Consider the following 15,360-nt stretch of genomic DNA (forward strand, 5'->3'; position numbering starts at 1 on the left):
GCCCCCTCGCGGGTGCGGGTCTGTTCCTGGTTGCTGGCGCAGTTCCCCGCGCCCCTTGCAGGGCGCCCCGTCTCAGCCGTCCAGTTGCTCCAGCGTCGCGATCGACGGGCCCCTGTGGGACTGGAGGTCGCGGGACACGTCTTCTGCCGCGCCCAGCACCCGTACCGCGTTCTGCCATGTCAGCTTCGACAGGTCCCGTTTCGACCAGCCTCGGTCGAGGAGTTCCGCGATCAGGTTCGGGTAGCCCGAGACGTCGTCCAGGCCGGACGGCGTGAACGCCGTGCCGTCGTAGTCGCCGCCGATGCCGATGTGGTCGACGCCCGCCACCTCGCGCATGTGGTCGAGGTGGTCGGCGACCGTGGCGGCGGTGGCGATCGGGCGGGGCGTCGACTCCTCGAAGGCCGCGTGGACCTTCATGCCCGCCTCCGAGGTGTCGAGGTGGTGGAGGCCGTTGGCCCGCATGTTCTCGTCGGCGGCCGCCGTCCAGTCGACCGCCGCCTGCAGGACGAACTTCGGTACGAAGGTCACCATCGCCACGCCGCCGTTGGCGGGCAGCCGCTCCAGGACGTCGTCCGGGATGTTGCGCGGGTGGTCGCAGACCGCGCGCGCGGAGGAGTGGGAGAAGATCACCGGGGCCACTGACGTGTCCAGCGCCGCCCGCATCGTCGTCGCCGCGACGTGCGAGAGGTCCACCAGCATGCCCACGCGGTTCATCTCGCGCACGACCTCGTGGCCGAAGGCGGAGAGGCCGCCGACGCCCGGCTCGTCCGTCGCCGAGTCCGCCCACGCGATGTTGTCGTTGTGCGTGAGCGTCATGTAGCGGACGCCCAGCGTGTGCAACGCCCGCAGCGTGGCGAGGGAGTTGTTGATGGAGTGGCCGCCCTCGGCGCCCATCAGGGAGGCGACGCGCCCCTCGGAGCGGGCCTGCTCCATGTCCGCGGCGGTCAGCGCGCGGGCCAGGTCCGCCGGGTAGCGGCTGAGCAACTGCTCGACGCAGTCGATCTGTTCGAGCGTGGCGCTGACCGCCGAGTCGCCGGTCAGGTCGGTGCGCACGTACACCGACCAGAACTGCGCGCCGACGCCGCCCGCCCGCAGCCGGGCGATGTCCGTGTGCAGGCTGCCGGTCTGGTCGGCGGCGATGTCGAGGCGGCCGATGTCGTAACCGGCCTTCTCGCGCAGCGCCCACGGCAGGTCGTTGTGGCCGTCGACGACCGGGAAGTCGGCGAGGAGTGCGCGTGCTTCGTCGAGGGACGTCATGCGATCACGTCCGGAGCGTTCAGGCGATCGAGTCGGGAGTCCATGCGATCACTTTCCCGAACCGAAGCCGAATCCGGAACCCGCGCCCTCGACCTTGGTCCGCAGCCGCTTGCCCTTCTCCGTCGCCTGGTCGTTCAGCTCCTGCTGGAACTCCCGCATACGGGCGAGGAGTTCGGGATCGTGCGCGGCGAGCATGCGGGCCGCGAGCAGGCCCGCGTTGCGCGCGCCGCCCACCGAGACCGTGGCCACCGGGACGCCCGCCGGCATCTGCACGATGGAGAGCAGGCTGTCCATGCCGTCCAGGTACTTCAGCGGGACGGGGACGCCGATCACCGGCAGCGGCGTCACCGACGCCAGCATGCCGGGCAGGTGGGCGGCGCCGCCCGCGCCCGCGATGATCGCCTTGAGGCCGCGGTCCGCGGCCTGCTCGCCGTACGCGATCATCTCGTGCGGCATGCGGTGCGCGGAGACGACGTCGACCTCGAAGGGGATCTCGAACTCGGCGAGCGCCTGCGCGGCCGCCTCCATGACGGGCCAGTCCGAGTCGGACCCCATGACGATGCCAATAACGGGGGAGGTCATTCGGTGATCGTTCCTCGGAGGTAGCCGGCTGCGTGGCGGGCGCGGTCGAGGACCTCGTCCAGATCGTCGCCGTAGGTGTTCACGTGACCGACCTTGCGGCCGGGCTTCACGTCCTTGCCGTACATGTGGATCTTGAGCTGCGGGTCGCGGGCCATGCAGTGCAGGTACGCGGCGTACATGTCGGGGTAATCGCCGCCGAGGACGTTGGCCATCACCGTCCAGGTGGCGCGCGGGCGCGGGTCGCCCAGCGGCAGGTCGAGCACCGCGCGGACGTGGTTGGCGAACTGCGAGGTGATCGCGCCGTCCTGGGTCCAGTGGCCGGAGTTGTGCGGGCGCATCGCCAGTTCGTTGACGAGGATGCGGCCGTCGTGCGTCTCGAAGAGCTCGACGGCGAGGTGGCCGACCACGCCGAGCTCCTTGGCGACGCGCAGCGCGAGCTCCTGCGCCTCGCCTGCCAGGGCCTCGGAGAGACCGGGCGCGGGCGCGATGACCGTGTCGCAGACGCCGTCGACCTGCTGGGACTCGACGACGGGGTAGGCCACGGCCTGGCCGTGCGGGGAGCGGACGACGTTCGCCGCGAGCTCGCGCACGAAGTCGACCTTCTCCTCGGCGAGCACCGGGACACCGGCCCGGAAGGGGTCTTCGGCGTCCTCGACGGAACGGACGAACCACACCCCCTTCCCGTCGTAGCCGCCCCGCACCGTCTTGAGGATCACGGGGAAGCCGTCGCCGCCGTCCACCGCGCCCTCGGCCGCGAAGGCGGCCACGTCGGCCGGGTCCTCCACGATCCGGTGGCGCGGGCAGGGCACGCCGATCTCCGTGAGCTTCTCGCGCATCACGCCCTTGTCCTGGGCGTGCACCAACGCGTCGGGCCCCGGACGGACGGGGATGCCGTCCGCCTCCAGGGCCCTGAGGTGCTCGGTGGGTACGTGTTCGTGATCGAAGGTGATCACGTCGCAGCCCCGCGCGAAGTCACGCAGCGTGTCCAGGTCGCGATAGTCGCCGATGACGACTTCGCCGACGACCTGGGCCGCGGAGTCCTGCGGGGTGTCACTGAGGAGCTTGAATTTCAGGCCGAGGGGGATGCCCGCCTCGTGGGTCATGCGGGCGAGCTGACCGCCGCCGACCATGCCGACTACCGGGAACGTCACACCCCCAGGGTATCGGCCGGTATCCGCCGCCGGACATCGGCCGGATCCGGTGCCCTCCGTGACCCCCGCGTCACAGCGGTGCCACAGTGTCCGGGCGCCCGCGCGCGCCGGGCAGGCCCGCTGGTTAGCATGGCTGGGTCGACACGACCGAATCACCAATCCGTCGGCACGTACACGACCGGGACGCATCGACCGGTACGCATCGACGGGGGCTGGGGCGACGACCATGACGGAACGCGGCGCACTGCGGGTGCGGCTGAACAGCCTCAAGCGCGAGATCGCCAAGTTCGGGGCCGTGGGGGCGGTCGGGACCCTGGTGAACTTCGGCGTCTTCAACCTCGTGCGGCACGTGACGGATCTGCACGTGGTGCGGGCCAGCGTGATCGCGACGGTGGTCGCCATCGCCTTCAACTACGTGGGGTTCCGCTACTTCACGTACCGCGACCGCGACAAGAGCGGCCGCACCAAGGAGCTCACGCTGTTCCTGCTGTTCAGCGTGGTCGGCCTGGTGATCGAGAACGGCGTGCTGTACGCCGCGACGTACTGGTTCGGCTGGGACGGCAAGCTGCAGGCGAACTTCTTCAAGTTCCTCGGCATGGGCATCGCGACGCTCTTCCGCTTCTGGTCCTACCGCACCTGGGTCTTCAAGGCGCTGCCCGCCCGCGAGACCGTCGCGCATGCGGAATCGTTCCTGGAGGAGCCGGAGAAACCGCCGGTCGTACGACGGGCGAGCTGAGCGGCCCCTTCGCCCTCGCTCACCGCACCGTGTGGTCCTCCGGTGCGTCCGGGTCGACGCCCCGGGAGAGCGGCGTACGCGACAGGAAGAGGCCGAAGACCGGCGGCTTGGTCTGCAGCATCTCCAGGCGGCCGCCGTCCGCCTCGGCCAGATCCCGGGCCACCGCGAGGCCGATTCCCGTCGAGTTGCGGCCGCTGATGGTCCGCTCGAAGATCCGCGCGCCGAGGTCGGCGGGAACGCCCGGCCCCTCGTCCGTGACCTCGATGACCGCCTGGTTGCCGGTGACGCGGGTACGCAGGGCGACCGTGCCGCCCCCGTGCATCAGCGAGTTCTCGATCAGCGCGGCGAGCACCTGCGCCACCGCGCCCGGCGTGCCCACCGCCTCCAGGTGCCGCTTGCCCGAGCTGACGATGGCGCGGCCCGCGCTGCGGTAGGCCGGGCGCCACTCCTCCAGTTGCTGCTTGACCACCTCGTCCAGGTCGAAGGCGACGGCCGAACCGGTGCGCGGGTCACGGGAGTTGGTGAGCAGCCGCTCCACGACGTCGGTCAGCCGCTCGACCTGGGCCAGCGCGATCGTGGCCTCCTCCTTCACGGTGTCGAGCTCGTCGGTGACGGTGATCTCCTCGAGGCGCATGGACAGCGCGGTGAGCGGGGTGCGCAGTTGGTGCGAGGCGTCGGCGGCGAGCCGGCGCTCGGCGGTCAGCATGCGGCCGATCCGCTCGGCGGAGGAGTCCAGGACATCGGCGACCCGGTCCAGCTCCGGCACCCCGTACCGCTTGTGGCGGGGGCGCGGGTCGCCGGAGCCGAGGCGCTCCGCGGTCTCGGCGAGGTCGGTGAGGGGGGAGGCGAGACGGTTGGCCTGGCGCACCGCGAGGAGTACGGCGGCGACGATGGCGAGCAGCGCCACGGCGGCGATGATCAGGAGGGTACGGCCGACCTCGCGGGTGACGGCGGCCTTCGGCTCCTGGACGGTGACCTGCTCGCCCTGCTCGCCGGGGCGGGTGACGCTGATGACCTCGCCGGTGGGGCGGGTGCCGATCTCGATGGGCGCGCGGCCCGGGAGCTCGATGCGGGCGTACCGATCGGTGGCGACCTGGTCGCGCAGGATGTCGCCGGTGATCTTCTCCTCGCTGATCAGCCGGCTGTCGACGATGCTGGCGAGGCGCAGCGCCTCGGAGTCCACGCGCTCCTTGGCGCTGCTGCTGATCGTCTTGGTCTCGACGATGACGAGGCTCACGCCGAAGACGGCGATCACGACGAGGACCACGGCGAGGGTGCTGTTGATCAGGCGACGGCGCATGGGGCCAGTCTCTCGCGTGCGCCCCTCCCGGGGCATGGGGAACGGTGCCGGGCCGCGAGGCGTCCCTCAGGGGCGCGGGGAACTGCGCGACCAACCCTCCACAATCCGCAGACGCGTCTGCCTCCGGCGGTTCAACGGCGGCTGCGGGCCGTCCCGGCTAGCTCGCGCAGTTCCCCGCGCCCCCTACGGGGCCCAGCCCCCGCAGGAACTACGCGCCCCGCCGCGAGGCGTCCCTTAGGGGCGCGGGGAACTGCGCGCTCAGCCGTCGGCGGGCCGCAGACGCGTCTGCCTCCGGCGGTTCAACGGCGGCTGCGGGCCGTCCCCGCTCGCTCGCGCAGTTCCCCGCGCCCCTGACGGGGCTCGCCCCCCCCAGAGGCGCGGGGAGTCGTGCGCCGTCCGGGGCTCGGCCCCCCGGAGGGGGTGCCGTTAGCTTTTTTCGAAGCGGAAACCTACGCCCCGTACCGTCGCGATGTACCGGGGGTTCGCCGCGTCGTCGCCGAGTTTTTTGCGGAGCCAGGAGATGTGCATGTCGAGCGTCTTCGTCGACGACCACCACGTCGTGTCCCAGACCTCGCGCATCAGCTGGTCACGGGTGACGACCCGGCCCGCGTCCCGTACGAGCACCCGCAGGAGGTCGAACTCCTTGGCGGTGAGCTGGAGTTCCTCGTCGCCCATCCACGCGCGGTGCGACTCGACGTCGATCCGTACGCCGTGCGTGGCGGGCGCCTCCTTCGGCTCGCTCGCCCCGCGCCGCAGCAGCGCCCGGACCCGGGCGAGCAGCTCGGCGAGGCGGAACGGCTTGGTCACGTAGTCGTCGGCGCCCGCGTCCAGACCGACGACGGTGTCCACCTCGTCGGCGCGCGCGGTCAGGATGAGGATCGGCACCGTGAGCCCGTCGGCGCGCAGCCGGCGGGCCACCTCCAGGCCGTCCATGCCGGGCAGCCCCAGATCGAGCACGACAAGATCGACTCCGCCCTGCAGACCGGCGTCGAGGGCGGTCGGGCCGTCCTCACGCACTTCGACCTCGTAACCCTCCCTGCGCAGGGCGCGAGCCAGTGGCTCCGAGATGGACGCGTCGTCCTCGGCGAGCAGTACACGGGTCATGGAGTGATGGTAGTCCGCACTGGACAGCCCTCGTGAGCTGCTCGCACAGTGGAGGTGCGAGCCTGCGTCCCTGGGATGCGATTCTGAGAAACACCTTGGAATGTGTGCCGTTGGTTGCAGCGACACCTGTGATCCATGTCTCAAGTCCTTCCATATGCATCCCTGCCGTGTCGTATGGTGACCCAACGCCTGATGCACTACTCAAGGACCTTTGGCCCGCTGTGCGCGCCTTAGGTCTCTTTTATGTGCGGGCCGGCTCCGGCCAGCCTTGAAAGGAATGACCTGTGGTCGGGCCCTGAGCGCGAGGATGCGCCAGGGTGTGGATCCCGGAGTCGCCGTCCCTCACCCCTCGACCGGGGTGAATCTCCCCTGGGCGTGGGGTTGGACGCCGCGACAACGGTGCCGACCGCCCCCCACCGGGCGCGCTCACGCTCCTGCCGCGCGTCCCGAACCCACGAGGATCGACCATGGCGTCCAGCCTGACGAAGGACTCCGCCAGTACCCCTGGCAGCGAGAAGACCTTCTTCGGCCACCCCCGCGGACTGGCCACACTCTTCATGACCGAAATGTGGGAGCGCTACAGCTTCTACGGCATGAAGGCCCTGCTCCCGCTCTACCTGATCGCCCCCGGCGGCATGAGCATGAGCGCCACGACGGCGACGGCGATCTACTCCGTCTACATGTCGATGGTCTACCTGCTCGCCATGCCCGGCGGCTGGATGGCGGACCGCTTCTGGGGTCCGCGCAAGACGGTCGTCATCGGCGCCTCCGTCGTGATCCTCGGACACATCACGCTCGCGCTGCCGACCTCGGCCTCCTTCTTCGCCGGCCTGGCGCTCGTCGCCATCGGTTCCGGCCTGCTGAAGGCGAACATCTCCGTGATGGTCGGCCACCTCTACAAGGGCCCGCAGGACCCGCGCCGTGACGGTGGCTTCACGCTCTTCTACATCGGCATCAACCTCGGTGCCTTCCTCGCCCCGCTGTCCATCGGCACGGTCGGCGAGAACGTCAACTGGCACTTCGGCTTCGCGCTCGCCGCGGTCGGCATGGCGCTCGGTCTGGCCCAGTTCATGCTCGGCTCGCGCCACCTGAGCGAGCAGAGCAGCGTGATCTCCCAGCCCGCGACGCCCGAGCAGCGCCGCTCCGCGCTGCGCACCGGCCTGATCTGGCTGATCGTCGCCGCCGCGCTCTACACGCTGATGGGCGTCACCGGCAACTTCGCCGACTGGGCGCTGATGCCGCTGATCATCGCCGGCCTGGTCATCCCGGTCACGGTGCTCGCCCGCATGAAGCGCGACAAGGAGCTCTCGCAGCTGGAGCAGTCGAAGCTGTCCGGCTACATCTGGTTCTTCGTGGTCGCCGCCGTCTTCTGGATGATCTACGACCAGAACGGCTCGACCCTGTCGATCTTCGGCAAGGGCTCGACCACGAACAACCTGCTCGGGTTCGACTTCCCGACCTCCTGGTACCAGTCGCTGAACCCGATCTTCATCATGGCGCTGGCCCCCGTGGTCGCCTCGGCCTGGCTGTGGCTGAACAAGCGGGGCAAGGAGCCGAGCACGGCCGTCAAGTTCGCCTCCAGCCTGACGCTGATCGGCATCTCCTTCGCCGTCTTCCTCATCCCGCTGATCGACACCGCCAACAACGGCGGCCGGGTCAGCCCGATGTGGCTCGTGGCGATCTACTTCATCCAGACCGTCGGCGAGCTCTGCCTCTCCCCGGTCGGCCTCTCGCTCACCACGAAGATGGCGCCGGAGAAGTACAGCGCGCAGATGATGGGTGTCTGGTTCCTCGCGGTCACCGCGGGCGACTCGGTGACGGGTCTGCTGACGTCTCCGCAGCTCGGGGTCGATCTGAACAACTCGGGCGCGGTCGCGGTCGAGGCGATTCTCGCGGTCGTCGCGGGCTTCGGGATCTGGACGTCGCGCAAGAAGGTCAAGGAACTGATGGGCTCGGTCAACTGACCGTTTTCCACCACGTGTGAGGCCTTCCGCCGTGGAAAGGGCCGCTGCTCCGGGTGACGGAGCGGCGGCCCTTTTCGCTGTTACGCCTCCGTTGCGCCTGTTGCTTGTACGTGGCGGCATACGAACAGAGGGCCGTTCGGCCACTCGCGGTGGTGGTGCGGAGCGTTTCTGCGGGTGCGGGGCGGCTGTGGCGTGGAGCATCTGGCCCATGCGTCGTACGTTGCTGTCCTTGGCCCTCTGCGGGGCGCTCCTGTCGTCCAGCGCGGCGGCGGAGGCGACCCCCGAGGTCTCGTCCCGGCCGGCTGCCGGGCCGTCCTCCGCCCCCTCCCCCGGTCAGGTCTTCCGGTACGGGGGACATCCGCGCCAGAACATCACCGTGTACGGGCGGAAGGGGCCCGCGCTGGTGATCCTGCACGGCGGTTACTGGGCGCAGGACACGGACTGGAGCGGGTGGGCGCGGTGGTTCGCGGCGCGCGGGTTCACCGTGTACGACACGGATTACCGGCTGACGTCGGACGCGGTGTGGCCCGCGCAGCGGGACGACGTGCTGGCGGCGCTGCGGTGGGTACGGCGTCACCAGGGCGGTGGGCGTCCGCTCGTCCTCGGCTCGTCGGCGGGCGGGCACCTCGCGCTGCAGGCCGGGGTGTACGGGGCCGGGCGGGACCGGGTGCGGGGGGTCGTGGCCTTCTCCCCCGTGGCGTCGCCGTACCGCGCGTGGCGGGACGGGGCGCGGCTCGGGGCGTCATCGGAGCGGCGGAGGCTGCGGGGGGCCGCGGAGCGGCTTGCGGGGTGTGTGCCGGGGTTGTTGGGGGCGGGGCCGGGGTGTGCGCGGAGGTGGGAGGACATGGGGGTGGCGTCCCACGCGTCTGGGGTGGGGGCGTCCGGGTCGGCTGACGCGCCGTTGTTGCTGGTCCACTCCGTGGGGGACTTTGTGCCGGTGGCTCATTCCGTGGAGGTGGCGGAGGCGGAGAGGGGGGCGGGGGCGGGTTCGGGTTCAGGTCCGGGTGACGTCACCGTTCGGACGGTGGCTGGGGCTGCGCACGGGGGTGCGTTGCTCAAGGGGCGGGGGATGGCGGGGTCGGTCCTGAGCTGGCTCAGAAGGCGGTAGCCCTGCGGTGGGCTTTGGCGGGGCTTTGCGCAGTTCCCCGCGGGTCGCTGTGGGCTGGGGGTCCTCTGCGCAGTTCCCCGCGCCCCTAAGCGTCTGCCCCCGCCGGTCCGCTTTCGAGTGCGGGCCGTGCATGGTTGCTCGCGCAGTTCCCCGCGCCCCTGAACATCTGCCCCGGCCGGTGCGATTTCGGGTGCGGGCCGTGCATGGTTGCTCGCGCAGTTCCCCGCGCCCCTCAGCATCTGCCCGCGCCCGTCCGTTTTCGAGTGCGGGCCGCCCTGGGTTGCTCGCGCAGTTCCCCGCGCCCCTCAGCATCTGCCCCCGCCGGTCCGCCTTCGAGTGCGGGCCGTCCTCGGTTGCTCGCGCAGTTCCCCGCGCCCCTTCGCGTCTGCCGGCGTCCCCTTGTTGTCGGCTGCGGGTTTCGTCTTTGGTTGCTCGCGCAGTTCCTCGCGCCCCTTGCGGGGGCCTCGCTGAGGGGTCTTTAGGGGCGCGGGGAACTGCGCGAACAGCCCCCACGGCGCCGCAGACGCACCACCACGGGCAGCCCCCACGCCCTCGCTTGAACGAAAGGCCTCGCCGAAGTGTCCTCAGGGGCGCGGGGAACTGCGCGAGCAACCACCGCGGCGCCGCAGACGCATCACCACAGGCAGCCCCCGCGCCCCTCAGGGGCGCGGGGAACTGCGCAGGCACAACCTCAGCGCAAGCCGCCACGCCTCGGCAGGAACGTGAAGACCGCCCCGCCCAAAAGGATCACCGTGCCGGCCACCAGACCCAGCGCCCGCAACGCGCCATCATGCTCCGCGCCCGTCTCCGCGAGACCGCCTCCGCCCGAGGCGGAACCGCCACCCGCGGCGGAGCCGCCCGCAGCAGAACCCCCCGTCGCCGTACCCCCGGACGCCCCGCCCGGCTGGGCCTTCGTGTCGATCTCCAAGGAGACCTCACTCTTCGTCGGCGTACACGTCGTCGTCGTGCCCAGCGCCTTCACCGTCAGGACACCCGGCGACAGCGTCGACTTGCCGTCCGCGCCCGGCTTGTACGTGCCGGTCAGGTCGGGAATCGTCATCGGGTCACCGGACTTGATGGGCTCCTTGTTGGTCGGGCCCTCCACATGCACCGTGCCCTTGTCCGCGCCGCCCAGCGCGACCTCCATGGACGGCTTCACCGAGTCCGCCGGGATGTCGGCGGGGCTGTCCATGACGGCCTTCTTGAACTGGACCGTGAGACCGTAACTCCCGCCGTCCTTCTTGGCGTTGATCTGGACCGGAGACGTGGCTTCCTTGTCGCCGATGGGCGTCTTGCACTTGTAGGGGGTCTGCACCTCCTTGCCCGGGAAGTCGGTCTGACCGTCCCCGCCCCCCGTGGTGCCGCCCCCGGAGGTGCCGCCGCCCGAGGTGCCCCCTCCCGTGGTCCCGCCACCGGACGTGCCGCCCGACGTGCCGCCGCCGGAGGCCCCGCCACCGGACGTGCCGCCACCCGTCGAGCCGCCGCCCCCGTCCGTCACCTTGATCGTCGCGCCCGCCTTCACCTGCTCCTCGGGCTTGCACTTCGTGTCCGTCGAGATCGGCTTGCTGACGTTGATGTCGTACGCGTCCGGCGTGAGCGTCACCTCGCCCGGCGCCGTCAGCTTCAGTTTGCCCTTCATGTCCGACAGGAGCATGGGGCTGTTCTTCTTGATGGGCGGATTCGTGCGCTCACCCGCCATCGCGACGTCCCCGGTCTGGCCGCCCGCCACCTTCAGCGTGCCGGTCGGCTTCACCGTGTCCTTGTCGAGGTCGAGCACGTCCGGGTTGTTGGACGCGGCCTGTGTCGTCTTCCAGACGATCTCGACCTCGTCGCCGACCTTCGCCGTGGCGGGCGCGGTGATCTCCACCTTGGTCGTGCCGTGCACGGGCGGCAGACCGGAGATCGACGGAGGTATGCACTCCGTCTTGTAGGCCACTTCGGCGGCCTGTGCGGGGCCCGCGGTCAGCAGGATGCCCGCGCCGCCCAGCAGGAGCGCGACCGAGGTCGCGCCCGCTCTCCGTCGATGCGTGATCACGTGGTTCCTTTCGTCGGACTGTTGTCGGACGGTGCGGAGAGCCGGCCTGCGGGTGCGCCGGGGTCTGTGTCGGGGGTGAACCAGGGCAGCGGGGTCGCCGGGCCACCGGCGGCGGAGCCGCTCGTACCGGATCCGGCGGCACCGGACGACGTGGGTCCGCCCGCCCCCGTTCCCGTATCCGCGTCCGTGCCCCCGAGAGCGTGCGTACGTGTCGTCGGCGCCGCGTGCGCCGCCCGCCGGTCCGCCGCGAGCGCCCCCTGCGGCAGTCTCAACTGCGGCAGCCGGCGGGCGAGTTCGGCCAGGCGGCCCGTGCGGTGCCGGCCCGCCCGCGCGGACCTGCGCCGGTTCGGGCGGAGCCGGTCGACGACCGCCATGCCGATGCGGAAGACGGCCGCGGGCACCACGACGCAGAGCAGGATCCAGAAGACGGTCACGCCCCACGGGCGGCCCACGCCCCACGGCTGTTCGGCGAGGACCTTCCCGCCGAACTTCAGCGAGACCAGGTAGTCGCCGTGCGCGCCCGCCGACAGCTCCACCGGCAGCGTGATCCGCGCCTTCTTGCCCGGCGCGATGGTGCCGCGCCACTGCTGCTCCTCCCACTGCGGCGCGAACACGCCGTGGGAGGTGCCGACTTGGAAGACCGGGTCCTTGACGGGGGCCGAGCCGACGTTGCCGACGGTGAACTCCAGTTTGCGCTGCGCCGGTGCGCCGAACCAGGTCAGGACCCCGCTGGAGCCTTCGAGGCCGGTGTCCGTCAGGACGGAGAGCCGCCCGCCGCCGGCCTGTTCGGGCAGCGCCTTCACGGGGTGGCCCGCTACCTTCAGCACCGCGTCGACCTGTTGGGTGTCGCCCGTCACCGTGGCGACGTGGACCACGCACGGGCAGGGCGCGGGCGGCTCCGCCACGGGGAGCTTCTTGCGGAAGGCGCCGGACTTGTCCGTGGTGACCGCGCGGCCTTCGGAGTTGGCGCAGGAGTTGGTGCCGCCGACGACGCCCTTGTCGGGCTCGGCCTGGCCGCAGACGAGCATCATCAGCAGGGCGTCGGGCCGCCATCCCGTGCCCTTGACGGTGACGGACCCGCCCTTGCCCGCCTGCGACGCGGAGAGCCGCACGGCGGGCTTGTCGTCGGCGGCCGCGGCCCGGGTCTGCGGCAGCAGCAGGAAGCCGAGCACGGCCAGCGCGGCCAACACGGCGAGCACGGCGCCTGCCGCGGGGCCGTCAGCGGGGCCGTCAGCGGGGCCATCAGCGGGGCCGGACCTGTTCTTCCCGTTCACAGTTCTCCTCCAGTCCCCGCTCGGGCCAACTCCTGCGCGCCGTCCTCCTGTTGGTCCTCCGCCTCCCGATGGGCCTCCGGTCCGGGCTCTTCGGGGCGCCGCCGCCGTCTGCGTACGAGAGCGATGACGCCGCCCGCGGCGCCGAGCAGCAGTGCGCCCACGCCCGCCACGGCGCCCCACGGCACGAGGCGGGCCGAGCCCGACGCGGTGTCCCTGGCGCCGCCGGCTGCCGTGGCCGTGAGCTCGACGTCGACCGCGTCGAGCGCCGGGGCGTCCTTCCACGGCTCGGTCAGGGAGACCCGGCGGCCGGGCAGCAACTCGACGGGCAGCGTCCGCGCGGGACGGTCGAGGAGGGTGCCGAACACGCCGTCCACGTGCACCGCGAGCCGCGGGGTCAGCACGGTGTTGCCGCGGTTGACCAGGTCGTACGTGATGCGGTCCGCGTCGGCGTCCAGCTTGACGCGCTCGACGGTGAGCGCGGAGAGCGTCGGCCCGCTCACCCGCAGATGCACCCGCACACCCACCGTGCGCCCGCCGCCGCTCGCGACGATCGCGCCGGGGTGGTCGCCGGGCAGCGCGCCGGCGGGGACGGTCACCGTGAACGGCACCTCGGCGCGGGTCCGCGGCGGCACCGTCACCCGCCGGCGCGCGAAGGCGAGCCAGGCCCCGGTGTCCTTCGGCCTGCCCTTGGCCGGGGTGACGGAGACCGCCCCGGACGCGGTGTTGCCCGCGTCCGCACCCCGCAGCGAGACGGTGCGGGGCTTCGGACCCGGGTTGGTGACGGACAGGGTGTCCTGGAGTACGGAGCCGGGGGTGCCCTCCGCGTAGAAGGCGGGCCGCCCGTCCTTCGCCGGCCGGGTGCCGCCGCCCGCGGAGGGCGCGGCTGTCCACGGCGCGGAGCCGCCACCGTCCGCGTGCGCGGGGACCGCGGCCGCCGCCACCAGGGCGACGGCGCACAGCGCGCCCCGCACGGCCCCGGCCCGCACGGCCGCAGCCCGCGCGGCCGACCTCATCGGCCGCTTCGGCGGAATCGACGGCTCGGGCGGCATCGGCGGCATCGGCGGCTCCTGGTCCTGCGTACGCGGTCGGTCTTCTGCGGTCCGTCCGGGCGCGCTACCGCGTGCGTGCCGCCTGGTTCCTGCGGGTCAGCCAGAGCGCGCCGGCCGCACCGGCGAGCAGCACGGTGCCGCCGAGGGTGCCGAGCGCGACGGCGGAGTCCGCGGGTCCGGTCTGCGGGAGCTCCTCGCCGCCGGAGGGAGCGTTGTTCGAGCCACCGGAGGTGCCGGAGCCGCCGGTCCCGCCCGAACCGCCCGTCGTACCGCCGCTGCCGGAGTCGGAGCCGCCGGAGCCCTTCACGTCGAGTTCGAGGGAGGGCTTGGGGTTGTTGGACGGCGTGCACGTGGTGGTGGTGCCGAGCGCCTTGATGGTGAGGACGCCCGCGGTGAAGGTGACCTTGCCGCTCTTCTTGGGCGTGTACGTCCCCGACAAGTCACTGATCTTGATGGGGGTGTTGGCCGGGATCGCCGCGGAGTTCGGGGCTCCGGAGACCGGCACGGTGCCGCTGTCGGCCCCGCCCACCTTGATCACCGCACTCGGCTTCATCGCGCCCTTGCCGAGCTCCACGGGGCTGGAGGAGACGCCCTTCTGGAAGGACATGGTGAGCTTGTAGCCGCTGCCGCTCTTGACGCTCTTGATGTCGATCGGCGAGACGGCCCCCTTGTTCCCGATGGGCGTCTTGCACTGGTAGTTGACGTCCTGGACGGCGGCCTGCGCGGCGGGGGCGGCCATCAGCACCGCTGAACCGCCGGCCAGGGCGGCGGCAAGCGCGAGCGCGGCCGATTTCTTCGTGTGCGACACCTCGTTGTCCCCTCATGCCGGTCGTGGCGTGCCGCGGTGCGGAGTTACCTGTGTTGCTGACGGCACATCAGATTGGGCGCTCAAGGTACGCCCGGGGCCTTGCCGAGGGAAGACAAAGAACGCGCCGGATCCAGGTGATCCGGCGCGCGTACGAACCGTGGGTAACAGGGGCGGACCCCGAGCGGGAGCCGACCCGAGAGGGAGCCGACCCCGAGCGGGAGCCAGCCCTGAGAGAGAGCCGCCCCCGAGAGGGAGGCGACCCAAGAGGAAGCCGACCCCGAGCAGGAGCCAGCCCCGAGAGGGAGCCGACCCCGAGAGGGGCGGGCCCGAGCGGGCGGACCTAGGCGGGAGCGCCCATCTCCGCCCACACCGTCTTGCCCGGCACCCCGGGGCTCCGGACGACGCCCCAGTCCAGGCAGAGCCGCTGGACGATGAACATGCCGTGGCCGCCGGGCCGGCCCGCGCGGTGCGGGGTGCGGGGCGTGGGCTCGCCCGCACCCCGGTCGGAGACCTCGATGCGCAGCACCTTGCCGTCGCTGGAGAGCCAGAGCTCGTCGGGGCCCTCGGCGTGCAGGCAGGCGTTGGTCACCAGTTCGGAGACGACCAGGAGGACGTCCTCGGCGGCGGCGCGCCGGTCGGCGCCCTCGGCGGGCAGCCAGCCCCACGCCTGGAGCGCCTGGCGGGTGTAGTCCCGGGCGAGCGGGACGATGCCGCTCTCCCCGGTCAGGCTGAGCCTGCGGACCTGGCGGCCCGCAGACGATCCGGAGACCCGGTCCGCGGGAGCGTCCGCGACTGCGGCCTCGGACTCCGGGCCGCGGTCGCCCGGCGAGTAAGGCCGGGTGGTGCTCATCAGCGCTTCACCTCACCGACAAGAGGACTGAGGACTCTGGATGGAAGAGAACTCGGGACGAGTAGGGGACATCGGCTGCTTGCCGTTCTGACGAGTGGCGTGAGGTCCGTTGTCGACGGATCCAGGTCTCTCCTGCCCGGAC

At 71.7% G+C, this 15,360-nt stretch carries 13 protein-coding genes; 3 read left to right on the forward strand and 10 right to left on the reverse strand.

The annotated features are described in order from the left end of the window. Positions 1-72: 72 nt before the first annotated feature. Genes ACZ6CV_RS16680 through ACZ6CV_RS16690 form a run of 3 tightly spaced genes read right to left on the reverse strand, consistent with a single transcriptional unit; the run spans position 73 to position 2,969 of the window. A complete protein-coding gene (locus ACZ6CV_RS16680) occupies positions 73-1,257 on the reverse strand; it encodes a dipeptidase (RefSeq protein WP_469251523.1) in 1,185 nt (394 codons plus the stop codon). 48 nt (positions 1,258-1,305) lie between these two features. After that, positions 1,306-1,839 (reverse strand): 5-(carboxyamino)imidazole ribonucleotide mutase, encoded by a 534-nt coding sequence (purE, locus tag ACZ6CV_RS16685; RefSeq protein ID WP_355807255.1) that lies wholly within the window; start codon positions 1,837-1,839, stop codon positions 1,306-1,308. Next, a complete protein-coding gene (locus ACZ6CV_RS16690) occupies positions 1,836-2,969 on the reverse strand; it encodes a 5-(carboxyamino)imidazole ribonucleotide synthase (protein ID WP_469252000.1) in 1,134 nt (377 codons plus the stop codon). The genes purE and ACZ6CV_RS16690 overlap by 4 nt, the downstream gene beginning before the upstream one ends. Positions 2,970-3,216: 247 nt before the next feature. On the opposite strand from ACZ6CV_RS16690, the gene ACZ6CV_RS16695 reads away from it, so the two are divergent. Beyond that, positions 3,217-3,726, forward strand: a complete 510-nt coding sequence (locus ACZ6CV_RS16695; protein ID WP_469251524.1) for a GtrA family protein — start codon at positions 3,217-3,219, stop codon at positions 3,724-3,726. A 19-nt stretch (positions 3,727-3,745) separates the two neighbouring features. Here ACZ6CV_RS16695 and ACZ6CV_RS16700 read toward each other — a convergent pair whose 3' ends face one another. Both ACZ6CV_RS16700 and ACZ6CV_RS16705 read right to left on the reverse strand, forming a co-directional pair. Continuing rightward, positions 3,746-5,026, reverse strand: coding sequence for an ATP-binding protein (locus ACZ6CV_RS16700; protein WP_469251525.1), 1,281 nt, complete (start codon positions 5,024-5,026; stop codon positions 3,746-3,748). A 426-nt stretch (positions 5,027-5,452) separates the two neighbouring features. After that, positions 5,453-6,130 (reverse strand): response regulator transcription factor, encoded by a 678-nt coding sequence (locus ACZ6CV_RS16705; protein ID WP_150168682.1) that lies wholly within the window; start codon positions 6,128-6,130, stop codon positions 5,453-5,455. 467 nt (positions 6,131-6,597) lie between these two features. On the opposite strand from ACZ6CV_RS16705, the gene ACZ6CV_RS16710 reads away from it, so the two are divergent. Both ACZ6CV_RS16710 and ACZ6CV_RS16715 read left to right on the forward strand, forming a co-directional pair. Continuing rightward, positions 6,598-8,094 (forward strand): peptide MFS transporter, encoded by a 1,497-nt coding sequence (locus ACZ6CV_RS16710; protein ID WP_469251526.1) that lies wholly within the window; start codon positions 6,598-6,600, stop codon positions 8,092-8,094. A gap of 208 nt (positions 8,095-8,302) precedes the next feature. Next, positions 8,303-9,202, forward strand: coding sequence for an alpha/beta hydrolase fold domain-containing protein (locus tag ACZ6CV_RS16715; RefSeq protein WP_469251527.1), 900 nt, complete (start codon positions 8,303-8,305; stop codon positions 9,200-9,202). A 691-nt stretch (positions 9,203-9,893) separates the two neighbouring features. Here ACZ6CV_RS16715 and ACZ6CV_RS16720 read toward each other — a convergent pair. The 5 genes from ACZ6CV_RS16720 to ACZ6CV_RS16740 form a co-directional block, all read right to left on the reverse strand. Next, on the reverse strand, positions 9,894-11,234 hold the full coding sequence (locus tag ACZ6CV_RS16720; protein WP_469252001.1) for a hypothetical protein: 1,341 nt from the start codon (positions 11,232-11,234) through the stop codon (positions 9,894-9,896). Beyond that, positions 11,234-12,436, reverse strand: coding sequence for a hypothetical protein (locus ACZ6CV_RS16725; RefSeq protein ID WP_469251528.1), 1,203 nt, complete (start codon positions 12,434-12,436; stop codon positions 11,234-11,236). Before ACZ6CV_RS16725 ends, ACZ6CV_RS16720 begins: the two co-directional genes overlap by 1 nt. Before the next feature lie 71 nt (positions 12,437-12,507). Continuing rightward, positions 12,508-13,569 (reverse strand): COG1470 family protein, encoded by a 1,062-nt coding sequence (locus ACZ6CV_RS16730; RefSeq protein WP_469251529.1) that lies wholly within the window; start codon positions 13,567-13,569, stop codon positions 12,508-12,510. Between the two features lie 55 nt (positions 13,570-13,624). Next, the gene (locus ACZ6CV_RS16735; RefSeq protein ID WP_355807268.1) at positions 13,625-14,368 is read right to left on the reverse strand and encodes an LPXTG cell wall anchor domain-containing protein; all 744 of its coding nucleotides are present in this window, start codon (positions 14,366-14,368) and stop codon (positions 13,625-13,627) included. A 340-nt stretch (positions 14,369-14,708) separates the two neighbouring features. Beyond that, a complete protein-coding gene (locus tag ACZ6CV_RS16740) occupies positions 14,709-15,218 on the reverse strand; it encodes an ATP-binding protein (protein WP_469251530.1) in 510 nt (169 codons plus the stop codon). Between the last annotated feature and the right edge of the window lie 142 nt (positions 15,219-15,360).

The organism is Streptomyces sp. NPDC041713 (assembly GCF_055591085.1).